This window comes from Undibacterium sp. FT79W (assembly GCF_014284215.1).
GTDB lineage: Bacteria > Pseudomonadota > Gammaproteobacteria > Burkholderiales > Burkholderiaceae_D > Undibacterium > Undibacterium aquatile.
Window position 1 is genome coordinate 1 of the sequence record NZ_JACOGB010000007.1, and the last position, 26,945, is coordinate 26,945.

Sequence of the window (26,945 nt, forward strand, 5' to 3'; positions counted from 1 at the left end):
TAGATTTGCGTTCAACAAAAAAGAATGCAAAACACGTTGACTGGCTGGCAAGTGCTGTTGCCGCCGGTTGTCAGGGAAGTCGCCATCTTTGGCAGGATTTAGGCTTATCTAATCGTGACGAAGTATCGGCATTACTACAAGAATATTTCGAACCACTTTACATTCTTAATATTCAGAATCTGAAATGGAAGCGTTTCATTTACACTCAATTAGGCATGCGGCTGGGTAAACCTGATTTACAACCACCGAAATGCAGGCAATGTGACCAGTTCAACTTGTGCTTTCCATTATCAGTAACAAATGACTCTCCGACTGACTGACTTTTTACATTGACGTCCTGCTTGATGTTAATGTCTTTTGCGTAAAGCATTTTTACTTTTGAAAAGCAGTAATGTCGGCGAATTCTTTCACTGGCTAGATTCAGCTTTCCGCTGTAACTTGATTTGATACATCGCGTCATCCGCTGCCTGAATTGCTTTTTCACACGTCGTCGTTTCTGGGCCCTGGACAATGACAGCTGCGCTCGCACCGGTGTAAGTCAGTGAAATTTCCTCCAACTGAAAAACTCCCTGAGTTGCTTTTGTTAGGCGTGTCTGCATGTGTGCGGCAGCTGACTGTCCGTTTTCGATATCATTCCAATTTGACCCGAATCCAATGTAAAGAAATTCATCACCTCCAAGTCTACCTAAAACGTCTGTCGCCCTCAGACAATCAGACAAGCGGGTTGTAATTTCCTTAAGAAACAGGTCGCCGATATGATGACCGTATTGGTCATTAATACTTTTGAAGTTATCAAGATCAATTACGCCAATGAATGTTGATGTCCCGGAGCGAATGGCGTGCGCCAACATACGTTCTAATTGCTCAATTAATGCTCGCCGATTAGGAAGGTCGGTCAGCGGATCTGTGAGAGCAATACGTTGCAAAGTTTTATTCGACTCACTTAATTCTGAAATGAGAATTTCACGCTCTAAAAAATTAGAGACGATGCTTCCGAAAAGTTCAAGAATAGTGTTGGCCTTTTGTGGCTGTTGTATTTTTACCGAACTTGCTGCACATAGCGTGCCCATAAGCCGTCCATCGCTAAAAACAATAGGCGTGCTCATGTACGAACAGATACCTAATTTTTTTTGCAGCTTTGGAGTCACCCCACAAATTTTCCACATCACTTGTTGTGGTCACACAAGACTCTATTGAACGTTTACATAGCGAGTCGGCCCAACTGACGTCGAAACCCTCAGGGATCGCCAGAGTGCCTATATTGCGTGCGTATTTAACGGTCTGTTTTCCCTTATCTAGTTCAATTGTCGTAAGGTAGGTTGACTCCATTCCCGTAATGTTGTTGAGCATCTCAAGTAAAGGCCTGACCAATTGTTCAGTGGAGCGTGCGCTGTGTAAAGATTCCACCAATTGGGTGACGATAATATCCACTACATTCTCCGTAAAAACTTACTTTAGAAATACTGTGGCACATGCGCGCGAGGCGTCCAATGATTGCCACTTTGAAGTGCTGATTGGATCGTCCCAAATCCGATCGTTGTGCACACCAACCGAGTTACTACTTTACGCTGATTTTATCGAAGCGTTGTTGCAGATGTGAAATATTGTCTGGCACAAGCCAAGACGATGCGCTACTCACGCATAGAGAAGCGTAACGGATACTCGGTCGACAACCGGCCAAAAGCAGACCGTCGCAAACCGCGTAGTTCTGCCGAGTGTTGCCCCTCAGAGTGGTCCGATTTGCGCACAGATTTTACGATTCGCATAGACTAGACGAGATATCAATATGTATACATACTCCAGTGTCAATTGGAGGATGAAATGAACAAATGGATAGCCTTGGGTATAGCAATTGTGGCCGAGACTGTTGCGACGTCAGCAATGAAAGCAAGTGAGGGTTTTACGAAGCTCGCCCCCTCCATCATCGTACTAATCGGGTATGGTGTTGCGTTCTACTTCCTTTCTCAAACGCTGAAATCGATTCCCGTAGGCATTGCGTATGCCATCTGGTCTGGTGTTGGAATCGTACTTATCTCACTGGCTGGTTGGCTGCTTTTCGGACAAAAATTAGACGCTCCAGCGTTGATTGGTATAACCCTGATCATCTCTGGGGTTGCCGTCATGAACGTTTTCTCACAATCCGCTCACTGACGATCATCCTGTGCTTACTGAACGTTTTGTGAGCACTCGGGCGAGGTTCGCTTTGGGGCGAGGGCAGATGGCGGCCAATTGACGTCTACGTCGGCCTGCCCTGCTAACCTTCATTCATCGGCATAGAAGCACGAAGTTACAACGAACGGCAGATACCGGACCGACATGATTTCGCGCAGCTGGTCCTGCCGCTCACAGGGCTAGTACAGCTCGACATCGAAGGACAGCAGGGCAAACTCGATCCACTCCACGGAGCTATCGTGGAGGCTGGTGCGTGGCATTCCCAGTGCAGCATCGTTGCCAATCGCTCGCTCATTCTAGATGTGGAACAGCGTACTTTGACGAGCGATAGCTGGGCAGTCTTGCTCGACAAGCCTTTTACAATAATCAATCCAGCTGCGCGTAAGCTGGTTGAATTTATGCATCTGTGCATCGAAGCAGGAACGGCTCAACCAGACCTGATTCGCGGTTGGATGCCATTACTCTTTGATACGCTCTCAACGAGGTTCCCACAAGAAACGTCGCGCTTAAGCGCATTGTTGGCCCAAGTCGAGGCCAAGCCCGCTTTGCCATGGTCCACGGAAGCGATGGCCCATTTCGCAAGCTTGAGCATCAGCCGGCTTCACGCACTGTTTCAGGAAGAACTCGGTACTAGCCCGCGCGCGTGGCTTCTTCGGAAGAGGATCCATCTCGCATGCGAACTGCTCACACACACGAACCGAACAATTGTAGACGTGGCACTCGATGCGCTTGCAGCTGGGCTCGTCATATAACTGAGCCCAGCTGCATCCGTGTGCAGCCTAACAACAATCAGGGCGCCGCGTGCGTATAGAAGATTTTGCTGACAATCGTCCATTTTCCATCGACCTTCAGCAACTGGAAGAAGTCGCTAAACGAGAATCCAGAGACGTCGTTGGAGTCGATGCGCGCACTCGCCGCAGTACCCACAATGTCGACTCTGACGATCACGCTCTGAGCTTCGGGGGACGGGTGGAAAGGCGGTTTATCGATAGCGTCGAACAGCTCCTGAATCGACCCGCCGGTCAGCTTGCCGTTGGCATCGACGCTGAAGATGGTGTCGATGCGCGCGCTGGCGGCGGTATGCGACAGCTTGCGATTATTCTCTGGTTCATTTCCTCTACATCCTTTGCAGCGGTGCACATGTGTACGGATGCTGACGGTCGCAAGCTCTTCACGGATGGCGATTGTCCATCAGGAACGCTGTTAAAGCAGCGAATGGATGCCGTTGTTATCGTTGCAGTAAAGGTGTTCAAATGAAATACATCAAGGAACTGATACCAGCAGGTCAGGACATCACTTACCCGATTCAAGGGCGCGTGTTTCTGATCGATACGATTGAGGGCGCAGGGTCAACAGTCAATGTAAAACTGTTGAAAAATGGGTCGGTCATTCATTCGATAGCAAAACGAAAACCAGCGTTCAAAGTCATTGCAGACTATGACGCAGTAATTATGTCGGCTGATGTCGCGGTAACAGTCGGGTTCTTTCTGTCGTATGAAGACGTGCAGATCGGAACCAGTGACATGCGAATCAATAACACAACGGGCGACCCTGTGAACGTGCTATTTGCCGGAACGGTTGCGCCTGTCGTGGGTGAAATGACGGTAAAAAATGTCGCTGGTCAACCTGTGCCGACATATTTTCCGGTGACGCCTTCGGTCAACGTGGGAACACTGCCAGCGGTTAGTTTTGCGGCTGCTCAGTCGGTCAACATTGGCACACTGCCAGCGGTCAGTTTTGCGGCGGCTCAGTCGGTCAATATCGGAACACTGCCAGCAGTTGCGCTAGCGGCGGGGTCTGAAGTGGTGACAAGCCCTAAGGCACTGCAAACAAACACCACGCTGGCACAGGCCACAGTCGGAACAGTAGCGGCGTCAGTGATCGCAGATGTGGCAGCAAAGCGGGTGATTTTCCGCAGCGTAGGGACTGGCAATATTTATCTCGGTGGCTCAACAGTCACAGCGGCAAATGCGGCAATTGTGCTGGGCGCTGGAGACACGTTTATTGACACGATGGGCGCGGCTGCAACGTGGTACGCAATCGCAGACGCAGCAGGGCAAAAAATAAACATGCAGGTGCTGAAATGACGACATTAATCAAGGCGTCAACGTCAGCGGGGCAATCGCTGATTCTCAACGTCAATAACTAGGCGGGTAGTGCGGGAGGTAATGATGTTGCGGTCAACTATTTGACAGTGGATAACACGGCGGAACTCGCAAACTATTCAGCGAACTACAACACGGCGACAGGCATTTATATCGAACCATGTTTGGCGGTGGCCTGTTCACCAGTTACGCAGATCATCCGCGACAGAAAATCACGTGGTCGGGAATCACCAGCACAGCGGCGGGCGCGTATCAATTTCTGGCGTCAACGTGGGACGGTATTTCTAAGCGATACGATTTACACGACTTTTCGCCGGAATCGCAGGATATTGCCGCGCTGGGTCTGATTAAAGGCCGTGGCGCATTGGCAGACGTGCTGGCGGGTCGTTTCAGATCAGCGATTGATAAATGCAATAAAGAGTGGGCGTCGTTGCCAGGTTCACCTTACGGACAACCAACATTAACTTACTCGCGGGCGCAATCAATTCTTGCAGCGAACGGGGAGCAAATGGAAGGCGTTTTAGCATGACAAAAGCAGAGTTTTACGAAATCGCAGTCGGTCTGGCAATCATCGGTTTAGCGTTCGTCGTGCAGCATCAGCAAAAGCAAATTGACCTGATGAAAAACGGCGGAAAGATCGACACGTCAGCAGCTACGCCAGTAAAAACGGCGCAGATTGTCAACCCGATAGCGCAAGAATACGACAATGTAAAAACGATGATTGGCGACGTATTTGATCACCGCATCCCGCCTTTGCCGTCTGGTTTCTGATGGAAAAGAAAACGCTTTTTATCATTGGGGCAGGGGCGGTGCTGGCGGGTGTGCTGGTGTACGTGTTGAAGAAAACAGCGGATGCGGTGGGCGATGCAGCGGGGCAGATGTTTGACGCAATTAACCCGACAAACAACGACAACGTAATAAATAAAGGGTTCACAAACGTCTATCAATCGGCAACGGGGAGCGATGGAACATTGGGGACTGATATTTATGATTTTTTTCACAAACAGGAACCAATCAGTAACCCGCAAGCGCCGTTTATAAATGTGCCGGGCACTCCCGGCTTTGATAAATATAAAACGTGGACGGATGCAGATGGGCACAGCATTTCGTCCGGTATGAGTAAATCAGAGTGGTACGACTAAATGAAAATTTCAAGCTATATCCCTTCGCTGCATGAGGTGGTGAAGGAAGGAATTATTGTGTTGGCGGGCACGTTGCTGGCGGCGTATGTCATCAGCAGAGTGCCAGCGGTGAAGGCGCTGGTTGAAGGCAACACATTGACAGTAAAAGACGACAAAGGGACGGTGATTTACTGATGGACTCAAAAGACATTATTTTGCTGGGTTTGGTGGTGGGTGCTGGCGTGATTCTCGCCAGAAAACTATTACCTGCGGGAGCCAAAAACAGCGCAGCAAATTCGCAATACGTGGGTGAAATTGTCACGAATGGCGAACAAAACGGTTGGCGATATTTCGACAACGGCACAGCGATAGCGCCGAACGGTGACTATTATTTTCAGGGTACTTTGGTTTATAAGGGGCAATAAATGGGACGTTTCAAACAGGGTTCAACATGGGCGGGCTTTGGCGTATTGGCATCGGTGGCCGTCAGTTTTTTACCGCCAGAATTTGTGGTGGTTGCACAGTGTATTTCTGCGGCATCAGCAGCAATTGCGGGCGTATTGAATAGCTGATGACAGTCGAATTAGTTTTATCGGGGGCTAATTTAATAGCCCTGATCGGATACTTCATGCGGACTGAAAACAGGCTTACTAAGCTGGAAACAAAGCTGGATTTTATGCTGTCGAAACGGGGGGTAAAAGTGACCAATCATGAATTAGTGATAGTCGATTCTGTATTGACAATCGTCGGCATGTTATTTTTTCGGTGGCCGTATATCGATTGCGCAAAGTAACGGTGAAATTAGAAGATAAGCGGGTCAGTGATGATTAAAAAATTGCTGATAGGTGGCGTCATCCTCTATGCTGCAAGCCGATACTTAGCAAACCAGACAAAGAATAAATAAGCCCGCAGATCGCGGGCTTATTTAGTTACATGTCGATGGTATATAATCAAAGAAGATAAAGGAGGTAATCATGTCAATCGTTGCGGAACGAAAAATTAGCAGTACAGTGACAGGTGAACGGCACACAAGAAACATCAATATCGGCAGGGGTGATATTTTGGTCATTCACAGAAAAGGTAACTCTGAAGAAGCAAGAAAATTAGCAGGTGAAATCCTCAGTGCTTCAAAAAACAGAACTACGGGTGCAAATTCAAGGGTAATGCTGGAAGAAGCAAGGAACGAGCGTGGCTGAAACTGTCGTATTAGATGCGGGAGTAGCTTTAGCTTGGTTTATTGACCCAGTTGGGGAACGAGCAGATTACGCATCAGCATTGCTGGAAGCATATAAGAAAAACGAAATCAGGTTTATCGTGCCGGACATCTTCTTTGTTGAGGTGCCTTATGTTCTGATGAAGGCAGTCAGCAAAGGAAATATTTCAAAAGAAACGATGGCACAGGCCGCAAGATTTATAGACTTAGTTACATCAGATGTTGTACCGTCCAATATGAGTATTGAGGAAAATATTGATAAGGCGATGAAGTGGGAACTCAAGGCTTACGATGCCACTTATTTTGACTTGGCCGTCACCTTAGATGTGCCAATTGCTGCCATTGATATTGATCTGGTGAAGAAGGCGGAGAAATTTAAAATTCCACTCTGGAAGCCCGCAAAATAAACAAAGCCCGCAAATCAGCGGGCTTTTTTCATAGGATGGCAGAAAGCGCGATTCGCGCATGCCACGGCTCATACCGCTGGCTGATGATGTCGTCATAGCGTCCGGTCAGCTTTGCGACACGGATTTTCTCAACGACATTGTAGCCGCGAACGTAGTTGCGGAAAGATCGCTCAGGCGTGAGCCAGCGCGGGGCGACAGCAGAAACCCAGTCAAAAATATCAGATTCAAGAATTATTACTTCACCGAAGAGGTCAGTTGCAGGTTGATACATTTGAAGGCTTGCAGGAAATTGCGGGAGGGGTATGATATTTCGTTTTTAAAGGTCTGTATTGACCTGCTTTTTATCCTAGCATCCCATTTTACATAATATAAATTATGCGAAATCATTCGTCGCATTCGCAGGTGGCAAAAGGTGCTGCAATCTACCGTAAATCGGACGAAACTCGCCTTTACAAAATTGACACTGTTTAACTCTTCCGCACTTCAAACGACAACAACTTAAAAACTCTAAAATCTCTTCTTTTGAAACGCCTGAAAATCTCAGGCGTTTTTTTTCGACCTCGACCAACCTGTAAAATTTACGTCTCCTTGCATCATGAATTGAAGTCTTTCGGGTGTTCCGAATGAACCAATAATAGTCACTAATTTTTTTATAAATCTGTTGTTTTTCGTGCACAGATAATGGCACGAACGGGAAAAGCTCAAGCTGATGCATCGTTTAAAAATTGACTATTGTACAAATAAACAGCCGCCGAGTTGGTCTATAAGGTGGGGGTTTTCGTTGATTGAGAGCAAACTTTTAACGATGGCACGGCATACCCGCTAAAAATCCAGATGCACTGGCGGTTAGCGCCTTCCACGTTCCACGTCTTCGAAACGGGACGGGTTCAGTGTTGCCGTAAATCATGCTGGATATTTTGCCCCGCTTCGCGTTGCCGCTTGTGCGTTATACGATCACGGAAAACAAGGACGATATAAAACAGAAGGAAGCAAATAGACGCAAAGCCGATGAACACAAAAAAGCCAGTAACAGGACCGAGATTGACGACCGAAGACCACACAGGAATAGGCTTTACTTTTTCCACAGGTGGTTCCTTGTATACAGACTTTGGTAAGTCCAATGACATAGGCGTACGCTTCTCATAAATGCAGTCGTAGCCCTCGGGACACGGATAACCAAGGGTAACTACCGCTGTCGGTTTTGCCTTAGGTTTAACAACAGATGAGACAACATCATGACCTGGCGAAGTTGGAACAACAGTTATATTGTTTTGCTTTTTGACTTCAGAACTTGCAGGACAATCGCCATCAGTAAAAACCTTGCGACCGTCAGCATCAGTACACACATGCACCGCTGCAAATGATGAAGAGGAAATGAACCAGAGAATAATCGCAAGCTGTCGCATATATTAAAAATTAGAAAATAGGAAATGATAAAAAATACGACAATAGATAATTACTATTTGACTTTATTAGATTTATGTTAATTCATCCTAGGCAATATTCGTGCCATGATTTATCAATAGTATTTAACTATGAAACCACGTAATTAAAAATAATTTCATCTATAAAATGCGAGGAATAAAACGATACGGAACATTTTGCATATATGTCAAGTATTCAGGGTCAGTTCTTGCAAGGTGCAATTCTTCGGTTAATGCACGTCTGTAATAAATCCAGTTCCAAACCGCCAAAGCGATCAAATGCCAGACAAAAGGTTTTTCAGCAATCACGGAGTGAATCGCGAAGCCTATTGAAAACAACCACCACGCGACATTTTTAAACAGATAAGACGGATGACGGACATACTTATATAAGCCAGACTTAACAACTCCGCGACTGGTCAAATTAGACGCTTTCCAACCAAGTGAGACAGACGCAGAGACATATGCAGCAACAGAGAGCAACGCAGCAACATTCAGCGTTATTTGCAACACAACCCCAAACTGACCGAGACCTTGAAATGCAGGTATATATTCTGAATAGTTAGTGGTAAAAAACGATGCGACAGCAGAATTAAAGGGCGCATAACAAGCAAGACAAAAAAACCAACCTGACCAAGTATCCTCGACTGACTTAGTTTTGTTGTTGAGCATCCTGGACTCAACCAGATAACCGACGACAAAAGGCACGATCTCGACAAAGTAAAGAACAGCAAGCGCAATTTGAAAATACAGCGCGTAGACGTCAGCAATAAAGTGCGCTTTGTCAAAATCATCCATTTTTAGCCAGCGGCACAGATCAACAATTTTATAGTTCAGCGTCCGGCAATGCGCAAGAAACGCATTCAGGATGAACGGCACAAAAAAGAACTTAACGCCCGTTGATAACATCGCCTGTTTTTGTTCATGCGTGACGATGCCGAATCGATTAGTGAAGCACTTCACCAGTCCCACCAGCGTCAGAAAGCCTTTGCCGTAACGATCATGATTGACCAAGAAATACGGAATCAGAGCAACAGCATAAATGTAAACAAAAGACCGCCAGAACGCCTTGGTAGAAATTTGCAAACCAAGATAATGACCAACAATCTGTGGTTCCCACAAATTCGCAAAACTGCGCATGTGATAGCTACTCAGCATCGTATAGAACACAAAGCCGACAACGATGATAAACATCGTTGAAAAATAATTGAGAGCGAAGCGCCCTACTTTTGTCAGGTCAAATTTGTTTTCTAATGCGATGGTGTTCATGATTTATCTGCCTTCGTTTTCATACGTTCAACGGGTTTATTTTTTATCGTCAACCACTGACTTTTTTGTTCTGCGTCTTCCTCGGCCGGAGCCGCTTGCGCAATTTGCTGCTGCTCTGCTTTATCGTTTTTCTGACGCTTTGAGCGTTCGAAGTCTTCGAAGAAACCATGCTTCACAATGTCCATGCAAATAGCTTCTGGCATCTTTATAGGCGTGGCTTGCTGGGTAAAACACTTGCAGCCTTGCGACTGAGAGACAACGCAACCAGCCGGAACAGGAACCTCTACTGGCTTGGTCAATTCGTCATATTTGGGTGCTGTATGCGGAAGACCTTCGACACGTGGTGTGTCTTCATAGACGTATTGTTTCGCGTCTTCTAATGCGTCTCGATAGGCGGCTTTTTTTAACGCGCCAGAATTCGCGGCAATCGGTGCAGGTTTAATGCCTGTCGATTGCTCAGTTGCAGCGCCCTTTTCCGTTTGCTTTTGCGTGAAGTGTTTCATATACAAAACCGCAGCAATCAGCAAAACCGGAGCGAGTACGAAAAAATACATGCGCTTCGGAATGTTCCTTTTCACCGTGTGCAATTCAGCGCTTTTGTAATACTCAAAAGCCTTCTTGTCGTATATCCACTTCGTCTTGATTGAATCCGTGCGCCCAGCTGGTTTATCGCAGTTATCGCGACAGCTTGCCCATTCGTGAATCGTTGCCGCCTGAGTGCCAAAAATACGGATTAGATGCAGATGCCGACCAACCAAACGCCTGATCGCTGAATCAGCTAAAAGCGGGTGCTGGGTAATCAAAAAAATGTCTATGCCTTGGTGACGGTGCGTCTCCAGCTTGGCGACATAATCAGGCGGTTCCTTGCCGATCGAGCGAGGACGGAAAACTGTCTGACATTCATCAATGACGATGATTGCACCCGTGGGACATTCAAACCATTTAGTCGCATCAATCTCAGTCCACGGCAGCATTAAATCCTTGATGCCAGCATAGAAAACAGGTCTGTTTTCTTTCTCGGATAGCTCTTTAATCATGGACAGCGCACGTAACGTCTTACCGTTACCTGGCAATCCGGTTAGTAGCGTAATCATTTTTTGATCACCATTTTTGTGACAGCATTTGCGGCAGAATTAACAGCAAGACCAGCAGCAAAAGCAGAAACGATCATCGATAACGCTTTGTCGATATACAGAAAACCGAGCAGTCCGCCAATCTCACCACCGATAGAACCGAAGCTGTTTTTCATGACCATGACAAGCTGATCTGTCGCATACGTCGCGCCCGTGTACGTAACGTAACCAATGCCAAGCGCGAGGAGGATGCGCCCGACAAGGGCGGGAATGCTTGACGCAAAAATACTCAATAAAATCATGCCAGCAATTTGCCAGATAACAGCCATTTTAGAGACTCCTTAGAATTGAACCGGAAACCATTTTGTAAGAAACAATGCCCGCGATTAACATGATTGCGTAGCGTAAATAAATCAGATACTGACAAAGATCAGACAGCGGAATAACGATAGTCTTACCCATCAATTCAAAGCTCTTATCGCTAAAACAAGAACCACCACCGCCCCAGCCTGACGTATCAATATCTTTCCGCAAATCGACTTCTTGCGCCTTGTCCTTTGAGGGCAAAGTGTCTTTCATAGGGTCGTTGCCGTCAGTGAGAGAAAGCCCGTTTTTATACTCAGGACTCTCTTTATCGTGTAACTCACAATCCCATTTTTGCTGAGTACGCAACATAGCGCATTGAATAGCGTCGCCATCGCAAGTGGTTTCTTCGCACTTGCCGCTAACCGTTGAATTTTTGCAGACGTTCAGTGTCGGGTGTTTTTCACAAAAATCCTTTGCCTCTGGGTCTCCGTCACCGGATGGGTCACCATTAGGCGAGCCGTTAGGATTCCCGTTGGGTTTAGTATCTCCATTGGGCTGACCATTCGGTTGACCGTTCGGTTGTCCATTGGGCTGACCGTTCGGTTGGCCATTCGGTTGACCATTCGGATTAGCACTGCCGTTCGGATTAACGCTGCCGTTCGGATTAGCACTGCCGTTTGGATTCGCGCTACCGTTGGGATTAGCACTACCGTTGGGATTAGCACTGCCGTTTGGATTAGCACTACCGTTAGGATTCGCGCTGCCGTTTGGATTAGCACTGCCGTTTGGATTAGCGCTGCCGTTGGGATTGGAGCTACCGTTAGGATTAGAGCTACCGTTAGGATTGGAGCTACCGTTCGGATTAGCGCTGCCGTTGGGATTGGAGCTACCGTTAGGATTAGAGCTACCGTTAGGGTTGGTGCTGCCGTCAGGATTAGAATTACCGTTAGGGTTGGTGCTACCGTCAGGATTAGCACTGCCGTTCGGGTTCGGGTCAGGCTTAGGGTCAGGATTCGGATTAGGATTGCCATTAGGCTGACCATTCGGCTTAGGGTCTGGCTTAGGGTCGGAATTGCCGTTAGGATTGTCTGGCGGATTAGCAGGAGGATTACCGTTGGCGTGACCATCACCGTCATCAGACTTAACAACACATTGCCCGAACACGTCCAAATACGTACCAGTTGGACATTCTTTCGGGCGACACTGATTTATTGCAGCAATATAATTCTCAGTAACACTACAGTTAGCTTTATCGACACAACGATCTGGATAAACAGGGTGGTTAATCTGAGGAAAAACACAATCCTTAAAGCATTGAATTTGTTGATCAGAATCCCAGTGAAAACCATCTGCGCAAAAAGACTCGACAGAACCATCACCCCAACAGTTGTAATAATTGATGACACCGCCAAGAGAATAACGAGGATTGCGCAAATCACCAGATGGACAGGCGCCGCTAGGGTCTGTACTGACTAAGCCCGGGTGAGCAGTGTTAAGCCAACGCTTTCCCTCATTCGCAAACGCAGACGGTGAACTCAAGCAGAGAACAATAACCAAGCACCGCCACAGAGCGCCAAAATAACAAAAATTCCCATTTTTCATATCCAATCCAATTTCAATATTTATCAGCGTTTGCGCAGGAGTTGCGTGCGCAAAAGTTTCTCGATCACTTCGGATTTTTCTCTGTCTTTAAACTTGAGCCATTGCTCAAATTCGTTTTTAAGCCCAGCATCAATTTGCACACACAAATTGACTAAATTATTTCGCTGACGGTATGCCGCTTGCTGTTCTGCACGTGTCGCATAAATACGTTTTCTGCCTGCCATATCGCCCCGCTAATTCGTCACATTTGACGTTTTGAATCTGATATAAAAAAAGGGCGATCAATACGCCCTTTTCTTTTTCAAATCACTTCGAAAATTACAGGGCGCGAGCAACCCATTTGAAAACCTTAGTACCGACAACGACAACCAAAGTAGCAGCACCAACTACCGCGACAGCCGCACCAGCATCAGTGAGAGCAGAAGTCACAGCAGAAGTATCGATACCAGTACCAGCAGCAGAAGCGGAACCAGCAGCCATCAGGCCAACAGCAATAACAGCACCAAAGCGGCGCAATTTATTCATTTGTTTCATTTGAATCTCCAGAAGAAAGAACTTTCGCCACTTGTCTAAATGCCCAAGCAATAGCCCAAACACTGATAATCTCAGCGCTAATTTCTATTCCTTGAGCCGGGGATAGGTAGAGTGGCGAATTGCCTACCTCTGCCCCGCTTTGAAGCACGTACGGACATGCTTGCAAATCTGTTGAACTACTCGGTTCCAAACGTAACGAACCGTCTGGATTTTGAGTAATGTCTACGCACTGGCTCACTTTTTCACCATGACAGGAGTGATTTTGTAGCCGTCATTTAAGACCATGCGTCCGGTCTCAAAAGCTTCTTCCCAAGTGGGGAACGTGCCAGCGGCGTGAAGGCATGGTGTATAGCCCACGTCCCCGTCTTGCTCACATAAAAACATGTAGCTTTCGAGATCCTGCACGACATAACCGACACGAACGTCACTCATGATTAAGCCGCTTTGTGCTGTTCTGGTTTTGCCTGTTCTGGTTTCAACGGCGTCAAAGAGACGATGACTTGCGCCATGACTTTGCCGGACGTAACAACGTCAATCTCAACCTCGGCATAAAATGGAAACGGCAAATGTTTGTACTTGTCGAACGTACTTGCTTCACCGAATTTGTATTCACCTACGGCGAAGCCTTTTGCTGTTCCTTTTGATTCGTCAAGGCGCGTCTGAACAAACACGGTGCAACTGTCGTAAGCCTTGCCGTTGTCCATGACGCCTTTAGAGCCCTTCATACCTAAGACCAATAATTTAGCCATTTAAATCACCCAGTAATGCGCCGCTTGAATGTGCTTTTTCTCAACGTGGCGCGTACCGTCGAGAGCAAGAATGTAATCAGTGTCAGGATTGACGACCGATTGATTGAAACCTTCGTGAATATAAGAAACCGCTTTACCGAAACCAGACATCACAGCTTCAAGGCGTTTTGGTACTGCGTCTCTGTCGTCAGAGCAGGACATTTCTAACCACGCAGCATCACCATGCAATGCGCGAAAGAACGATTGATATTTACCGAATTGGTGTTTGAAAACACGGACAGCAGTTGCGAGCGTTGTCCTGGCTGTTTTCTCTTTTAATTGAAGACGTGCGGCATGTTCCTGATCGAAGAATTCAGAGAAACACGGATACGCACCCGCAAAATATGCAGATGGTTCTAAGAGAACATCTAAGGGAATGATTCGATCTGAAGACTTGAATTCGACTTCGGCACGGCACCAAGGGGAATTTTTGTCACCGAGTTGGCGACCTTTTTCGTAGAAGCGGCAGAACTTACCGATGTCACCGATCTGGCGCGGCGTGCAGAGCTGAGCCGCCACGATTTGCAGGTGCTGGCGGCAGGCAACGCCCTCACCTCGCTTGCCGGTCATCGGCGTCAGGCTTTGTGGCAGGCAGTTGGTTCCTTGCCGGATAAAAATTTACTGCGCCCGACCACGCTGCAGGAAACCGCGCCACAACTGCGCGCGCCTTCAGAAGCACAAGAAATTTTCAGCGATTACCACAGCATGGGGCTGACTTTGCAACGCCATCCGCTGGCCTTGCTGCGTACGCAATTGCTGGCGAAGCGATTTATGCCGGCAGAGACACTCAACACCTTTCAGCAAGATCAGTTTGCCCGCGCCTGTGGCATCGTCACCGTCAGGCAACGCCCGGGAACCGCCAATGGCGTTTTGTTTTTGACGATAGAAGATGAAACCGGCCCGGTGAATGTGATCATCTGGCCCTCGCTGCTGGAGCAGCAAAGACGTGAGGTGCTGGGCGCGCGCTTATTGGGTGTCTATGGAATATGGCAACGCCAGAATGAAGTCTGCCATCTGGTCGCCAAGCGGCTGGTGGATATGTCGCATCTGCTGGGCGAGCTAAGCGTCAGCAGCCGTGATTTTTGTTGAGATGTGCATATCAGACGCGGCTATCTCCCAATGAACATGCGCTTTCGCAGTCTTTTTTGCCCGGCAACCCGCATGCTGATTCAGTCACGCTCAGGGTAGCTTCAATCTCAGCCTGTATTCAGCTCAATACAGGCTTAATACTGTATCGATTGCAAATGCGTTTTGATGACGGTCGCGCTTTGTTTCAATGCCGCATGTTCTTCCACGCTAAGGGTTGGGAATATCGTCATTTCTATGCCTTTACGCCCGATGATGTGTGGCAGCGACAAGGCCACATCCGTTACGCCTTCAACCTCAGCCATCACAGAACTAGCCGTAAACACACTGCGCTCGTCAAACAAGATACAGCGGCTGAGTGCTGCAATCGCCGCACCGATGCCGTAATAGGTAGAGCCTTTGCCAGCGATGATTTTATAAGCCGCACGCCGCACATCCTGATCCACCTGCTGCATGATCTCTGCGCTCAGCGGCTGGCCGCTGGCGAGCGCAAATTGCTCGAGTGGCACGCCCGCCACACTCGCGCCCGACCAGTTCAGCACCTCAGAATCACCATGTTCGCCCAGCACATACGCATGCACAGAACTCGGCGCCACGTTATAGCGCTGGCCCAGCAAAGTGCGGAAACGCCCGGTATCAAGCATGGTGCCGGTGCCAAGCACGCGGGATGCGGGCATCCCTTCGCGCACCGCAAGTTTGGTGGCGATCTGCGTCATGATATCGAGCGGATTGGTCGCAATCAGAATAATCGCGTCCCGCGCCGCCCGCACTATGGGCGGAATAATGCCGGCGAAAATTTCTGCGTTTCGCTGCAACAGCGCAAGCCGCGTTTCGCCGGGTTGCTGATTCACCCCCGCCGCCACAATCACCAGCGCGCAGCCAGCCAGATCGGCAAACGTGCCGCCATGCACATTCACCGGATACGAAAACGGCGTCGCATGCAAAATATCCATCACATGCGCCTCTGCCAGCGCAGGGAAATGATCAACCAGCACCAGTTCGCTGCCTATGCCCTGCAACACCAGTGAATAGGCAGCCGTGCTGCCAACGTTGCCGGTACCGACAATGCCAATTTTCATAAATACTTTCGGGAAGAAATGCGTTGAGCCATGAGTGTATGAGGATGAGCTGAAGACGGTCGACTTGCTTCAGCTTGAAGCAGCCTCGTTACCGAACCAGCTCTGCAATTTTTGTTTCGCCTGCGCCTTCACGTCTGCCGTGATATACAGCGACACCATCGCCACTGCCGCCGCCAGCGCACCCAGATCATCACTGTAACCCGCCAGAGGAATCGCATCGGGAATCGCATCCAGCGGTGAAATGAAATAGGCCAGCGCGCCATAAATCACCGTCTTCGCCCACGCCGGTGTTTCCGGACGCTGCGCCGCATAGTACAGATACAGCGCCTTTTCTATCACCTCACGCCCTGCTTTCAGCGCAAAGCCTTTGAGCTTTTCCCAGAAACTGCTGTCCGAATAAGCGGTATTTTCCGGCGTCGTCATCGCGCATCCTTTCTCAAAAAAACATCCCACAAGCCCTGATTTTACGCCACAGAACCGAAAAAAATACTGGGGGGGAGTATATTTAATCTCCCAATGAATACGCTGAGAATAAGGCGAAAATGGCACATACTCCCCTGTTTTTATAAAAATGATCGTTTTTCAGCAGTAATTACAGTACAGTAGCATCCCATTCAAAGGTACTTTTAGCAATTAAGCAGAGTAGATCATGAGTAATCTTTTAGAAAAAATTCAGTCTGGAAAATATTCAAAGCAGGAGCTGGAAAATATAATCATCAACGCCACAGCCAAGGGGCGAATAGAACTGCTTGATGCCGCAAAAATTGAGCTTTCCAAACAAGATAAATCTACAAAGCCAAAAATAATTAAAAAAATTGATGGTTATTTCATAACAGACGTTGCTTGCAATAGCAATGGCGACCTCATAACTCCGAAATTAATTGATATTGCTCGTGAACTGGTGGGGCACCCGTCCATTGAAGACATAGCTATATTAAAAACAGAAGTTCGATTTTATTTTAAAGGAAGGCACATGCTTTCCGGCATAGAAAGTTCAGATAAGTTTCGGGTTGGGATTTTAGATGAAACAAAAATTACAGATTCAACGATTACCCGCTGGGGCGAAATTGGAACCGTTGTAAAAGGACAGTATTTTGATGGCACATATGTCGATGTGCATTTTTATCCTCTCACGCAACTAACAAAAGCAATTGACATGGTAACTTTCAATTGATTCAAATTTAATTGAAATTAAAAGCATTTTATTTAAAAAATGAAGCCGGGTTAGATATTGTTTCACAGCTTAATTACAAAGATTTAATGCCTCTGTATCGCTATCCATCACTTTATCGCGTTAGACATTTATGACAATTGCAACTCAATCATCTTGGAAAATTCTACCAGCGCCCCAGTCAGGCATTCCTCTAGATTTAGAAGCAAACTTCACTGCTGAAGATTTTTTGAAAATAAAGGAAGGCTATATTCCCGAAGAGATGGAAGATAAGTGGTTTATATATTTCGCCAATGGCTGGCTTAATTTTCATCGCAGCTGGACTGGGTTTCTTATATATAAATTGCAAATATTGCCAAAAAAAATAGGATTTTCTGTTACTGATTCATGGGTAAATCGTGACTATGAACAATACCAGAACACCGACATCAACAAAGACAGAGAACTTGTGATGGATATAATAAATCACTTACTTCTTGTCCGAGATGAAAAATCCATAACAGAAATTAGTATGAATGCAGCCGAAAAAAAACCTAGGGTAGATGGACAGATAACAGGTTTGTCAGGAGAATTTTTTGTTGCAGCAGAACTGCTAAAAAGAAACCTTCAAACATCACTAACTTTTGGAAATGCGAAAGCGATCGATATTTTTGCCTACAACTCTTCGACAGATAAAACATTTAATGTTCAAGTGAAGTCACTAAGAAAGAAAAATTGGTTCTTAATATCACCAAACAAAATAAATATTAACCATGTTTATATTTTTGTAATATTAAATTCACCAGGAACGCCACCACAATATTACATTGTGCCTGGAAAAGTATTTCACGAAACTCCTGAAATGTTTCACCCTGGACTCAATGACCCGAAAATGCCGGGAGTAAGCCCAAAGCAGCTTGAGGCCTTTGAGAATTCATGGGAAATATTTTTCAATTAAAAAGGGAGCAAGCGTAGCATGCACAACATCGCAAGGTACGCCATGCGCACCACTTCTGCGACAGCATCCTACGCTGCTCATTGATTGCAACCCTACCCCGCTTTTTGCTCCGTATCTTCCGGCAATGTCAAACGCCCCGTGTGGTAGTCGTATTCATAGACTTCGCCGTAACGCCCCCACTCGATCGCCACTTCCAGCACGCGTTTGGCTTCGTCGGCTTTGAGGAATTCTTCCAGCAATTCCAGCAGTGGCTGCTCGGGCAGACTGGCGCTGACTTCGGCCTCCAGATTGCGGCGGATGTGGGCGGCCAGCGGCACGTGGGTCAGCAGTTGCTGGCCGAAGAGTTCCTGTTTGTGATTCTTTTCGGCCTCGTAATATTTTTGTCCCATCGGGGTCAGGATGATGTCGCCTTTGTCGAGCACGGCAAAGCCCAGCAAGCTCAGTGCTTCGTAAGTCGGGAACAATTCTTCATCCGATAATTCGGATTCTTCGGCCAGTTGCGGCAAATCGGCGCGGCCGTTGAATGGCACATCGGCCAGCATGTCGAGCACGCCTTCGATGCGGCTGACATTGGTATCGGGCAAGCGATAGCCCAGATGGCGGGCGTTGGAGGTTTCGGCGGTGGCTTCGTGGGCGTGGCGCATCGTCATCAGGCCATAGACTTCATCAATCAGGGCGCGCACTTCGACGGCATCGACATCACGCGGACGCGGCAGATCGATCTTGACTTCGCAGCGGATAGTGCCGGGGTCGCTGGAGAGGACAATAATGCGGTCGGCCATCATCACAGCTTCTTCGATGTTATGCGAGACGATGAGTATGCCTTTAGTCGAGATTTTTTTATCCTGCCAGAGTTTCAGCATGTCATTACGCAGGGTTTCGCCGGTCAGCACATCGAGCGCAGAAAAGGCTTCGTCCATCAGCAGGATGTCTGGGTTCGTCACCAGTGCGCGGGCGATACCGACGCGTTGTTTCATGCCGCCGGAGAGTTCGCGTGGCAGCGCACCGCCGAAACCGGCCAGGCCGATCAGCTCTAACACCGCATCGGCACGGCGTTCGCGCTCGGCCGCAGGCACACCCTGCGCTTCTAAGCCGAGTTCAACGTTTTGCTGCACGGTCAGCCACGGAAATAAGGCGAACGACTGAAACACCATCGCGATACCGGCAACCGGGCCGTAAATGTCTTTGTCACGATAGGCGACTTTGCCTTTGTCGGCGGGAATCAGACCCGCCATGATGCGCAGCAATGTTGATTTGCCTGAGCCGGATTTACCGAGCAAGGCGACGATTTCACCGTCTTTGAGTTGAAAATCAACCTTGTCCAGAATCAGGCGCGATTTGCCATCGGTGGCTTTGAAGGATTTGGCGACTTGATTCAGGTCTATCAGTAAAGCTTGTGTCATGTGTATTCTCCTGACAGCGGCGTTTGTTTATTGCCGCTGCGTTTCATGGTCGTTATGCGTATGTGCAGGATGAGCAGTTTGTGAGGCGTGCTATGCAAATCAGCGTATATGGTCTTCGGCCAGCAAATACAATTTGCGCCAGAAAAACCGGTTCAGCAGCATCACAAAAATACACATCACACCGATACCGAGGGCGATGCGGTGAAAATCCCCTGCTTCTGTCATCTGTTTGATGTAACTGCCCAGCCCGTCGGCGATCAACGTGGTTTTACCCCAGGTGACATATTCCGCAACGATACTGGCATTCCACGAGCCGCCGCTGGCGGTGATCGCGCCGGTGATGTAACTTGGGAAAATCGCGGGCAGATAAACCCGCTTCCATTTCAGCCAGCCTTTGAGTCCCAGATTATCTGCTGCCAGACGTAATTCATTCGGTATCGTCGCCGCACCAGCAACAACGTTAAACAAAATGTACCACTGGGTACCGAAAACCATTAAGGGGCTAAGCCAGATATTCGGCGTCAGATTGAGTGACACCATCGCCAGCACCACCAGCGGAAACATCAGATTGACCGGGAACGCCGCCAGAAACTGTGCCACCGCCTGCACTTTTTGCGAATACTGCGGGCGCAAGCCTATCCACACCGCAATCGGTACCCACACCAGCGAAGCCAGCGCGATCAGTAGCATGACGCGGATCAGCGTGATCACACCCAGACCAGCGACGTGCGCCACTTCGCTCCAGCCGACATCACTGTGTATGAACGTCACCAGCCGGTAGATCGCCAGCATGGTGACGACAATCAGCACACCATCAAAAACACGTGACCACAGCGGGCTGATCGTTTTCTTGGCGGCGCGGGTTGATGTGCCATCGTAGCTGACGCTGAACCACGACAGCGCATGACTCATCAAAGACCAGAATTGCTCGGTCCAGGTACGCACCCAGCGGCTGTTGCGCATCCAGTCCAGCAACCAGGATTGTTGCGCGGTATCGCCTTGCGATTCTTCAAAACGAAACTTGTCTGCCCACGCCAGCAAAGGGCGGAAAAACAATTGGTCGTACAGCAGTATGCCGCTCAGCATGGCAGCGATGGCCCAGGCAATGGCATGGCCGTCTTTGGCTTCTATCGCGACCGCGATGTAAGAGCCGATGCCGGGTAATTTAATGTCCTGCCCGGCGACAGAAATCGCTTCGGCTGCCACCAAAAAAAACCAGCCGCCTGACATCGACATCATCATATTCCACAGCAAGCCTGGCATCGCAAACGGCAACTCCAGTCGCCAGAAACGCTGCCAGCTCGACAACCGGAAAATGTGCGCGGCTTCTTGTAATTCTGCCGGCACATTGCGCATGGACTGATACAGGCTGAACGCCATATTCCATGCCTGCGAAGTAAAGATCGCAAAAATCGCCGCGCATTCAACACCGAGTAAATTGCCGGGAAACAGCGCAATAAACGGCGCAATGGCGATCGCCTGAAAACCCAGAATCGGCACCGATTGCAGAATATCGAGCGCAGGAATCATGACCTTTTCGGCGGTGATGTATTTGACCGCAATCGCGGCAAAAATCAGGCTGAATAACAGCGAGAAAGCGAGTGCGGTGAACATGCGCAAGATCGTGCGCAGCAGATAATAGGGCAAATAAAACGGATCAAGCGAGACCTGCAAGGCTTCACCAACCGAGAACGGCCGGCTCATCTGCATTGCTGCAAACGCAAATATGCTTAACAGGGCAAGAATCAGCGGTAATAAAGCCCAATCCCAGCGATTCGGGCCGCTACTATCCAATGCGTCTTCGCGTGAACGGAGTCTGAATAATTCAAACATGCGTACCCCCGGATATCAGGACATACGCAAGAAAAGAAGATGTCAGATAAGCCTGACAAAATAAGGTGATGCGCAACAAACTACCTCCCCTGTTGCTGACAATCGTGCCAGCAGCATAGACAGATGCATTCTACTCCGCAGCGGTGGTAAGCGAAACCACTCGACCACAACGGAAGACAGAAAAAAACAAATTGGGTAAGTAGGAGTGCAGCGAAATACGGAAAAAACCGCTGAAAAAACTACTACCCGCCAGATGGCAAGGTAGCAGCAGAGTATCTGTGCTTACATTGCCAGGTTAAGCTCGATCGGGGATCGACAACTATAACTGTCCACAGAATTAACTCCAAAATTAAGAAGTCCGAACTTTAACACAGAGCTTCGTGAATAAACAATATGCTGCACTGCAATCCGAACAATAAGAAACAAAAATCAGCGATGTGGATTTACTTTTTCTGCGCCGCGAGCGATTGCTGTAAAAGTTCCGTCAAATCGCCATGCTGGCTTTCTTTCGCAAAATCAAGCGCAGTCATACCGAGATCATTTTTCAGCGTGAGATCAGCACCCTCACCTATCAAGAGTCTGGCGGCATCAAGTTTGCCGAAACGGGTTGCCATCATCAGTGGCGTTGTTTTATTCGGTGATTCGGTATCGATGTAGGCGTGATGTTCGAGTAATAAGGCGATCGCTTCGACACTGCCATTCGCGGCAGCATAATGCAGAGCAGTCCAGCCCGGCTGATTGACCTCGGCACCATGGGCAATGATTTTTCTGACTGCATCGGCATTTCCGAGAAAGCTGGCGACCATCAACGCTGTATCACCATTCTTTGCGCGGGCATTGATGTTCAGATCCGGCACTTGCAGCAATAAATCAACAACGCGCATGGACTTATTTCTGAGCGCCGTCATGAGCATCGATTCGCCGCGATATTCTTCTACCGAGTTGACATCCATGCCGCGTTGTAAAAATTCCTGCACTGCAGGCGCGTCATTGAATTTGACTGCGAAAACAAAATCCGCATAAGCATCGGCTTTTGCTGCAACCGGCATCAGACAAGCAAGAGCAAGCAGTAAAGCAGCAGGCGTTAAGCGCATGGCGAACCTCAATGAGCGAACTGAAACAGCTTGAAGAAATTTTTCGTGGTGGTTTCCTGTACTTCGGTCACAGAAACGCCTTTGAGATCAGCCAGAAATTCACCGACGTGACGCACAAAACCTGGTTCATTCATTTTGCCACGATGTGGCATCGGCGCCAGATAAGGTGAATCGGTTTCTATCAGTATGCGATCCAGCGGTAAGGCTTTGGCCACCGCTTGTAAATCTTTGGCACTTTTGAAGGTCAGAATGCCGGAGAAAGAAATATAAAATCCCATTTCTATCGCTGCCAATGCAACTTCCAGTGATTCGGTAAAGCAGTGCATCACGCCGGCGACGCCACCGTCTGCCGTCCCCGCGCCCTCTTCGCGCAGAATACGTATCGTGTCTTCTGCGGCGGCTCTGGTATGAATAATCAAAGGCTTGCGACTCAGTCGCGAGGCGCGGATGTGCTGACGAAAACGTTCGCGCTGCCATTCGAGGTCACCTTTCAGACGGAAATAATCCAGCCCGGTTTCTCCGATGGCGATGATGCGCGGGTGTTGCGCCAGTTCGACCAATTGTTGTGCACTCGGCTCCGGCGTATCTTCATAATCAGGATGCACGCCAACCGATGCGTAAATATGCGGATATTGCTCCGCTAAGGCCAGCACTTGCGGAAAATCGGGCAAATCAACAGACACGCAGAGTGCATGGGTGACGCCGTTATCCGCCATTTTTTGCATGATTTCCGGCATCCGCGCAGCGAGTTCAGGAAAATTGATATGGCAATGAGAATCGACGTACATAATTAACAGTCTAAGGTAAATGCCTGATCAGGCGATATCGGCAACAGATATGCAGCTTTTAGCGGCGAGCAATCACATCTAACACTGCTTGCGCCGAGATATTGGCGGTATCGCGCAATAAGCTGTGATGCATCGCTGTGAATCTGTCTTTCAGATTCTCTTGCATATTGTCGTCATTGAGTTGGAGCCAGATCGCATCTGCCATCGCTTCAGGCGTGGCGGCAGATTGCAGAAACTCAGGAACCACAAATTCTTTTTCCAGTATATTCGGCAAACCGACCCAGGGCTGGTAGCCCATGTGTTTGAGTATCTGCCACGATGCTTCCATCATTTTGTAGGCGATCACCATCGGCTTCTTGAACAGCGCAACTTCCAAAGACGCTGTGCCCGAGGCAACCAGTACCGCATCCGCAGCTGCAATTGCCGTATGCGAGCGGCCATCAATCAGTAAAATCGGCACGCCTTCCAGACGCGCGGCGACCACCAGTTTGATGTAGTAACTACGCTGTTTATTACCCGCCATCGGCACCACGATCTGTAAATTTGGATCGCGCTGTATCAGTATTTTTGCAGCACCGATAAATGCTTCGGTGTTGTATTTGATTTCGGAAATACGGCTACCTGGCAGAATGGCGACGACCTTAAATCGAGGATCCAGACCGAGTTCTTCTCGCGCAGCGGCAGTGTCGATTTCCATAGGAATGACCTGTGCCAGCGGATGTCCCACGTAAGTCACAGGAATGCCTGCATCGCGATAAATCTGTTCTTCAAATGGAAAAATCACCAGCATGTGAGATACCGCTTCGGCAATTTTCTTAATGCGGCCGCCGCGCCATGCCCAGATCGATGGACCGATGTAATGAATCGTAGGAATGCCTGCCTGCTTTAACTGTATTTCGAGATCCAGATTAAAGTCGGGCGCATCCACACCGATGAACACATCCGGTTTTTCCGCCAGTAACTGCTGCTTCAGATTTTTACGTATGCCGCTGATTTCACGGTAGTGCATCAGCACTTCAAACAAACCGCGTACCGACAGCTTATCCATAGGCCAGTCATTGACAAAGCCCTGCTCCGCCATACGCAGCCCACCGATTCCATGCATCAGCGAATCAGGTAAACGCGGGCGCAAACCAGATAATAAGCGGGCAGCCAGCATGTCACCGGAGGTTTCCCCGGCGACCATAGAGATGATAGGACGTGATGATGCTGAGAGTGACACGAGTGTTCCTTAGCGCACGATGCCGCGCGTTGACGCGTCGAGGAAATCACGCATCAGTTTTACCTGCGCCGCCGCGTCTGCACTAAGGCTCAACATTTGCTCATCCAGTGCCGCTTTAGATTCTTCCAGCGTCAGCCCGGATTTGTAAATCAGCTTGTATGATTGCCGGATCGCATTCAACTGATCGCGACTGAAACCCCGCCGCTTCAGCCCTTCGAGATTAACGCCATGAGCTTGTGCCGGATTGCCGGACAACAAAACAAACGGTGGCACATCTTGCGTCAGGCTGGTATTCATACCGACGAACGCGTGCGGCCCGATCTTGCAGAACTGATGAACTGCAGAAAAGCCGCTCATGATGACCCAGTCACCGATTTCAACGTGACCTGCCAGTGCCGCGTTATTCGAGAAAATGGTGTGATTACCGACAGTGCAATCATGCGCAATATGCACATAGGCAAGAAACCAGTTATCACTGCCAACTTTGGTAATACCTCTATCCTGCACCGTTCCGCAATTGAATGTGCAGAATTCACGAATGAGATTGCGGTCACCAATCTCAAGATAAGTCACTTCGCCTGCATATTTCTTGTCTTGAGGCGGACCGCCGATAGATGAAAACGAGTGAAAGTGATTATCTTTGCCGATCGTTGTATGTCCATCGATCACGACATGTGCAGCGATTTTTGTCCCGGCATCAATACTGACATGTGGGCCGATAATCGCGTATGCGCCAACCTCAACCGTGCTGTCAAGGTTTGCCTTGGGATCAACCAGCGCCGTTGGATGGATAGCCATTATTTCTCCGTTGCGTCGTCAGTCGTACGCATGGTGCACATCAGTTCGCCTTCGAGTGCCAGCTGACCATCAACCGTACCTTTGGCTTTATATTTCCATATACCGCGTGCCACTTTCAGAATTTCCACTTCCATTTTCAGTTGATCACCTGGTTCAACCGGACGTTTAAAACGGGCACCGTCAATACCGAGGAAATACACAATGGTTTTTTCGTCGGGCTTCTGACCCATCGTCAGAAATGACAGTATCGCTGCCGTTTGTGCGAGGGCTTCTATCATCAGCACGCCAGGCATGACTGGCTTGTTCGGGAAGTGACCGTTGAAAAATTCCTCATTCGCCGTCACATTTTTGATCGCAGTAATGCTCTTGCCCAACTCCCAATCCAATACGCGATCGACCAATAACATTGGATAGCGATGCGGCAGATATTCTTTGATTTCGTTAATGTTCAGTGTGTTCATGATGATTTCTCAGTCAATGTTTTAATTGTTTTTTCAAGTTGGCGAATTTTTTCACGCATACCGGAAAGATTGCGGACAATCGCCGCCGTTTTTTCCCAGTCTGCATTCTTTGCCAATGGATAGAAACCAGTATATTGACCTGGCTCCAAAATTGAGCGGGATACCATGCTGCCGGAAGAAATATGGACGTTATCGACAATCGTTAAATGTCCCAGCACCATCGCTGCACCACCAAAGGTACAATGCTTACCAATTTTTGCGCTGCCCGCGACGCCGACACAACCCGCCATCGCAGTATGTTCGCCGATGTGGCAGTTGTGACCGATCTGAATCTGATTATCCAGCTTGACGCCATTTTCTATGATGGTGTCAGCCAGCGCGCCACGATCAATACTGGTGTTGGCACCGATTTCGACGTCATCACCAATCAATACCCGACCGGTTTGTGGAATTTTGATCCAGGCACCACGCTCATTCGCAAAACCAAAACCATCGGCACCTATCACCGCACCGGAATGGATAATCGCACGTTGACCTATCACGCAATAATCATAAATACTGACATTGGCATGAATTAAGGAGCCATCACCGATCGTGACGCCACGGCCTACACTGGTACCGGCTTCAATCACAACTGCGTCACCGATAATTGCCTCAGCGTCGATGCTGACATGCGGGCCGATACTGGCGGTGGGCGAAATAACAGCATGTGGGCTGACCCAGGCGCTAGGATGTATCCCCAACATTGGTGGAATCGCTGCCAACGAAGCAAAATACTGCGCTGCACGTGCAAAATAGACATAAGGGTTAGCGGTAATAATGCACGCACCCTTATATTCTGCTGCGATCTGCGCATGATCTGCTTCAGTCACAATCAATGCTGCCGCCTGCGTGGCTGCAGCTTGCTGTCTTAATTTGGAATTAGAGAGAAACGTGATATGGGTATGTTTGGCATCACTCAATGGAGCGATACCAACGACAACAATATCTGGAGAACCAATTAATTGACCACCGAAGCGATCGACCAATTCCCCCAGCCGAGTGCTCGTAGTGGTCATA

The 26,945-nt window shown here is 48.5% G+C and carries 38 protein-coding genes and 2 pseudogenes; 15 read left to right on the forward strand and 25 right to left on the reverse strand.

All coding sequences use genetic code 11. The annotated features are described in order from the left end of the window. A partial coding sequence (locus tag H8K38_RS13195; protein ID WP_186885310.1) for a nitrogen fixation protein NifQ occupies nt 1–320 on the forward strand: 320 nt, incomplete at its 5' end. 87 nt (nt 321–407) lie between these two features. Here the strand turns inward: H8K38_RS13195 and H8K38_RS13200 are convergent. Together H8K38_RS13200 and H8K38_RS18505 are read right to left on the reverse strand one after the other, a co-directional pair. Then, entirely contained in the window at nt 408–1,106 is a 699-nt protein-coding gene (locus tag H8K38_RS13200; protein WP_255422971.1) for a GGDEF domain-containing protein, read from the reverse strand. Then, nucleotides 1,084–1,431, reverse strand: a complete 348-nt coding sequence (locus H8K38_RS18505) for a hypothetical protein (protein WP_255422972.1) — start codon at nt 1,429–1,431, stop codon at nt 1,084–1,086. Before H8K38_RS18505 ends, H8K38_RS13200 begins: the two co-directional genes overlap by 23 nt. Before the next feature lie 390 nt (nt 1,432–1,821). Here H8K38_RS18505 and H8K38_RS13205 point away from each other — a divergent pair, with 390 nt between their 5' ends. Further along, nucleotides 1,822–2,151 (forward strand): SMR family transporter, encoded by a 330-nt coding sequence (locus H8K38_RS13205; protein WP_186885311.1) that lies wholly within the window; start codon nt 1,822–1,824, stop codon nt 2,149–2,151. Nucleotides 2,152–2,411: 260 nt separating this feature from the next. Continuing rightward, nucleotides 2,412–2,924 carry a helix-turn-helix transcriptional regulator gene (locus H8K38_RS18710; protein WP_186885312.1) on the forward strand — a complete coding sequence of 171 codons (513 nt, stop codon included), beginning with the start codon at nt 2,412–2,414 and terminating at the stop codon, nt 2,922–2,924. Nucleotides 2,925–2,961: 37 nt separating this feature from the next. On the opposite strand, the gene H8K38_RS18715 is transcribed toward H8K38_RS18710, so the two are convergent. Then, a complete protein-coding gene (locus tag H8K38_RS18715) occupies nt 2,962–3,312 on the reverse strand; it encodes a nuclear transport factor 2 family protein (RefSeq protein ID WP_370527158.1) in 351 nt (116 codons plus the stop codon). A 113-nt stretch (nt 3,313–3,425) separates the two neighbouring features. Here H8K38_RS18715 and H8K38_RS13220 point away from each other — a divergent pair, with 113 nt between their 5' ends. The 9 genes from H8K38_RS13220 (at nt 3,426) to H8K38_RS13260 (ending at nt 7,018) form a co-directional block, all read left to right on the forward strand. Next, the gene (locus H8K38_RS13220) at nt 3,426–4,259 is read left to right on the forward strand and encodes a hypothetical protein (RefSeq protein ID WP_186885313.1); all 834 of its coding nucleotides are present in this window, start codon (nt 3,426–3,428) and stop codon (nt 4,257–4,259) included. Nucleotides 4,260–4,437: 178 nt separating this feature from the next. Beyond that, a complete protein-coding gene (locus H8K38_RS13225) occupies nt 4,438–4,806 on the forward strand; it encodes a glycoside hydrolase family 104 protein (RefSeq protein ID WP_186885314.1) in 369 nt (122 codons plus the stop codon). Beyond that, nucleotides 4,803–5,048, forward strand: coding sequence for a hypothetical protein (locus H8K38_RS13230; RefSeq protein WP_186885315.1), 246 nt, complete (start codon nt 4,803–4,805; stop codon nt 5,046–5,048). The genes H8K38_RS13225 and H8K38_RS13230 overlap by 4 nt, the downstream gene beginning before the upstream one ends. Continuing rightward, nucleotides 5,048–5,419, forward strand: coding sequence for a hypothetical protein (locus H8K38_RS13235; protein ID WP_186885316.1), 372 nt, complete (start codon nt 5,048–5,050; stop codon nt 5,417–5,419). The genes H8K38_RS13230 and H8K38_RS13235 overlap by 1 nt, the downstream gene beginning before the upstream one ends. Then, the gene (locus H8K38_RS13240) at nt 5,420–5,593 is read left to right on the forward strand and encodes a hypothetical protein (protein WP_186885317.1); all 174 of its coding nucleotides are present in this window, start codon (nt 5,420–5,422) and stop codon (nt 5,591–5,593) included. It abuts the gene before it with no gap. Continuing rightward, a complete protein-coding gene (locus H8K38_RS13245; RefSeq protein ID WP_186885318.1) occupies nt 5,593–5,823 on the forward strand; it encodes a hypothetical protein in 231 nt (76 codons plus the stop codon). The genes H8K38_RS13240 and H8K38_RS13245 overlap by 1 nt, the downstream gene beginning before the upstream one ends. Beyond that, nucleotides 5,824–5,970, forward strand: a complete 147-nt coding sequence (locus H8K38_RS13250) for a hypothetical protein (RefSeq protein ID WP_186885319.1) — start codon at nt 5,824–5,826, stop codon at nt 5,968–5,970. 402 nt (nt 5,971–6,372) lie between these two features. Further along, complete coding sequence (locus tag H8K38_RS13255; RefSeq protein ID WP_186885320.1) at nt 6,373–6,594, forward strand: hypothetical protein; 222 nt, start codon at nt 6,373–6,375, stop codon at nt 6,592–6,594. Then, nucleotides 6,587–7,018, forward strand: coding sequence for a type II toxin-antitoxin system VapC family toxin (locus H8K38_RS13260; RefSeq protein ID WP_186885321.1), 432 nt, complete (start codon nt 6,587–6,589; stop codon nt 7,016–7,018). The genes H8K38_RS13255 and H8K38_RS13260 overlap by 8 nt, the downstream gene beginning before the upstream one ends. A 28-nt stretch (nt 7,019–7,046) precedes the next feature. Here H8K38_RS13260 and H8K38_RS13265 read toward each other — a convergent pair whose 3' ends face one another. The 12 genes and pseudogenes from H8K38_RS13265 to H8K38_RS18520 form a co-directional block, all read right to left on the reverse strand. After that, a complete protein-coding gene (locus tag H8K38_RS13265; protein WP_186885322.1) occupies nt 7,047–7,289 on the reverse strand; it encodes a hypothetical protein in 243 nt (80 codons plus the stop codon). A gap of 616 nt (nt 7,290–7,905) precedes the next feature. Further along, entirely contained in the window at nt 7,906–8,424 is a 519-nt protein-coding gene (locus H8K38_RS13270) for a DUF4124 domain-containing protein (RefSeq protein ID WP_186885323.1), read from the reverse strand. A 159-nt stretch (nt 8,425–8,583) separates the two neighbouring features. Further along, nucleotides 8,584–9,582 carry an isoprenylcysteine carboxylmethyltransferase family protein gene (locus tag H8K38_RS13275; protein ID WP_186885324.1) on the reverse strand — a complete coding sequence of 333 codons (999 nt, stop codon included), beginning with the start codon at nt 9,580–9,582 and terminating at the stop codon, nt 8,584–8,586. A gap of 125 nt (nt 9,583–9,707) precedes the next feature. Then, nucleotides 9,708–10,805, reverse strand: a complete 1,098-nt coding sequence (locus H8K38_RS13280) for a zonular occludens toxin domain-containing protein (protein WP_186885325.1) — start codon at nt 10,803–10,805, stop codon at nt 9,708–9,710. Further along, entirely contained in the window at nt 10,802–11,113 is a 312-nt protein-coding gene (locus H8K38_RS13285) for a DUF2523 family protein (RefSeq protein WP_186885326.1), read from the reverse strand. The genes H8K38_RS13280 and H8K38_RS13285 overlap by 4 nt, the downstream gene beginning before the upstream one ends. Before the next feature lies 1 nt (nt 11,114). Next, entirely contained in the window at nt 11,115–12,254 is a 1,140-nt protein-coding gene (locus H8K38_RS18720) for a virulence factor TspB C-terminal domain-related protein (RefSeq protein WP_186885327.1), read from the reverse strand. Nucleotides 12,255–12,715: 461 nt separating this feature from the next. Further along, a complete protein-coding gene (locus H8K38_RS13295) occupies nt 12,716–12,916 on the reverse strand; it encodes a hypothetical protein (RefSeq protein ID WP_186885328.1) in 201 nt (66 codons plus the stop codon). Nucleotides 12,917–13,010: 94 nt separating this feature from the next. Next, complete coding sequence (locus H8K38_RS13300; RefSeq protein ID WP_255422974.1) at nt 13,011–13,226, reverse strand: major capsid protein; 216 nt, start codon at nt 13,224–13,226, stop codon at nt 13,011–13,013. Nucleotides 13,227–13,460: 234 nt separating this feature from the next. Then, nucleotides 13,461–13,658, reverse strand: coding sequence for a hypothetical protein (locus H8K38_RS13305; RefSeq protein ID WP_186885329.1), 198 nt, complete (start codon nt 13,656–13,658; stop codon nt 13,461–13,463). 2 nt (nt 13,659–13,660) lie between these two features. After that, a complete protein-coding gene (locus tag H8K38_RS13310; RefSeq protein WP_186885330.1) occupies nt 13,661–13,975 on the reverse strand; it encodes a hypothetical protein in 315 nt (104 codons plus the stop codon). Beyond that, complete coding sequence (locus tag H8K38_RS18515; RefSeq protein WP_255423005.1) at nt 13,976–14,176, reverse strand: hypothetical protein; 201 nt, start codon at nt 14,174–14,176, stop codon at nt 13,976–13,978. A 162-nt stretch (nt 14,177–14,338) separates the two neighbouring features. Beyond that, nucleotides 14,339–14,584, reverse strand: a pseudogene (locus H8K38_RS18520) (replication initiation factor domain-containing protein); the annotation flags it as partial. On the opposite strand from H8K38_RS18520, the pseudogene H8K38_RS13320 reads away from it, so the two are divergent. After that, nucleotides 14,495–15,103: pseudogene (locus H8K38_RS13320) on the forward strand (OB-fold nucleic acid binding domain-containing protein); the annotation flags it as partial. The pseudogenes H8K38_RS18520 and H8K38_RS13320 overlap by 90 nt on opposite strands. A 134-nt stretch (nt 15,104–15,237) precedes the next feature. Here the strand turns inward: H8K38_RS13320 and H8K38_RS13325 are convergent. Beyond that, complete coding sequence (locus H8K38_RS13325) at nt 15,238–16,179, reverse strand: L-lactate dehydrogenase (protein ID WP_186885332.1); 942 nt, start codon at nt 16,177–16,179, stop codon at nt 15,238–15,240. A gap of 69 nt (nt 16,180–16,248) precedes the next feature. Next, nucleotides 16,249–16,602 carry a YkvA family protein gene (locus H8K38_RS13330; protein WP_186885333.1) on the reverse strand — a complete coding sequence of 118 codons (354 nt, stop codon included), beginning with the start codon at nt 16,600–16,602 and terminating at the stop codon, nt 16,249–16,251. 226 nt (nt 16,603–16,828) lie between these two features. On the opposite strand from H8K38_RS13330, the gene H8K38_RS13335 reads away from it, so the two are divergent. Both H8K38_RS13335 and H8K38_RS13340 read left to right on the forward strand, forming a co-directional pair. After that, the gene (locus H8K38_RS13335; RefSeq protein ID WP_186885334.1) at nt 16,829–17,353 is read left to right on the forward strand and encodes a hypothetical protein; all 525 of its coding nucleotides are present in this window, start codon (nt 16,829–16,831) and stop codon (nt 17,351–17,353) included. 130 nt (nt 17,354–17,483) lie between these two features. Then, nucleotides 17,484–18,287: a hypothetical protein gene (locus H8K38_RS13340; protein WP_186885335.1), complete on the forward strand. Its 804-nt coding sequence runs from the start codon at nt 17,484–17,486 to the stop codon at nt 18,285–18,287. Between the two features lie 92 nt (nt 18,288–18,379). Here H8K38_RS13340 and H8K38_RS13345 read toward each other — a convergent pair whose 3' ends face one another. From H8K38_RS13345 to lpxD, 8 genes are all read right to left on the reverse strand, one after another. Beyond that, a complete protein-coding gene (locus H8K38_RS13345) occupies nt 18,380–19,690 on the reverse strand; it encodes a nitrate/sulfonate/bicarbonate ABC transporter ATP-binding protein (RefSeq protein ID WP_186885336.1) in 1,311 nt (436 codons plus the stop codon). A gap of 99 nt (nt 19,691–19,789) precedes the next feature. Then, entirely contained in the window at nt 19,790–21,523 is a 1,734-nt protein-coding gene (locus H8K38_RS13350; protein WP_186885337.1) for an ABC transporter permease subunit, read from the reverse strand. A gap of 443 nt (nt 21,524–21,966) precedes the next feature. After that, complete coding sequence (locus H8K38_RS13355; protein WP_186885338.1) at nt 21,967–22,617, reverse strand: ankyrin repeat domain-containing protein; 651 nt, start codon at nt 22,615–22,617, stop codon at nt 21,967–21,969. An 8-nt stretch (nt 22,618–22,625) separates the two neighbouring features. After that, nucleotides 22,626–23,405 (reverse strand): TatD family hydrolase, encoded by a 780-nt coding sequence (locus H8K38_RS13360; protein WP_186885339.1) that lies wholly within the window; start codon nt 23,403–23,405, stop codon nt 22,626–22,628. Between the two features lie 58 nt (nt 23,406–23,463). Next, the gene (gene lpxB, locus H8K38_RS13365; protein WP_370587099.1) at nt 23,464–24,627 is read right to left on the reverse strand and encodes a lipid-A-disaccharide synthase; all 1,164 of its coding nucleotides are present in this window, start codon (nt 24,625–24,627) and stop codon (nt 23,464–23,466) included. 9 nt (nt 24,628–24,636) lie between these two features. Continuing rightward, nucleotides 24,637–25,428 carry an acyl-ACP--UDP-N-acetylglucosamine O-acyltransferase gene (lpxA, locus tag H8K38_RS13370; RefSeq protein ID WP_186885617.1) on the reverse strand — a complete coding sequence of 264 codons (792 nt, stop codon included), beginning with the start codon at nt 25,426–25,428 and terminating at the stop codon, nt 24,637–24,639. Continuing rightward, nucleotides 25,425–25,886 carry a 3-hydroxyacyl-ACP dehydratase FabZ gene (fabZ, locus tag H8K38_RS13375; protein ID WP_186885340.1) on the reverse strand — a complete coding sequence of 154 codons (462 nt, stop codon included), beginning with the start codon at nt 25,884–25,886 and terminating at the stop codon, nt 25,425–25,427. Before fabZ ends, lpxA begins: the two co-directional genes overlap by 4 nt. Next, entirely contained in the window at nt 25,883–26,944 is a 1,062-nt protein-coding gene (gene lpxD / locus H8K38_RS13380; RefSeq protein ID WP_186885341.1) for a UDP-3-O-(3-hydroxymyristoyl)glucosamine N-acyltransferase, read from the reverse strand. The genes fabZ and lpxD overlap by 4 nt, the downstream gene beginning before the upstream one ends. Between the last annotated feature and the right edge of the window lies 1 nt (nt 26,945).